At 29.6% G+C, this 233-nt stretch carries 1 protein-coding gene; it reads left to right on the top strand.

Going from position 1 to position 233, the window contains the following annotated elements:
• Positions 1 to 159: 159 nt before the first annotated feature.
• Positions 160 to 233: YSIRK-type signal peptide-containing protein (locus tag AX662_RS10310; protein ID WP_156430688.1), on the top strand; the 74-nt coding region annotated here is incomplete at its 3' end.

The raw sequence follows: 233 nt of genomic DNA on the forward strand, positions 1-233 counted from the left end.
TGGACAGTTTATGATTTAGGTGTGAACAAGTCAAATAAATTTGGTATACTAATGGACAAGTGAGAAATATTCAGTAATATTCTGTAAAATACTTGTAATATTTGTCACTGAGTGTTACAATCAAACAGTAACATCAATTCTATAGAGAGAATAATTGATATGAAACGAGAAAAATTTTTACACGAACAACAACGTTTTTCCATTCGTAAATATTCATTTGGGGCAGCATCAGT

It is taken from the genome of Streptococcus sp. CCH5-D3, assembly GCF_001556435.1.
Taxonomy (GTDB): domain Bacteria; phylum Bacillota; class Bacilli; order Lactobacillales; family Streptococcaceae; genus Streptococcus.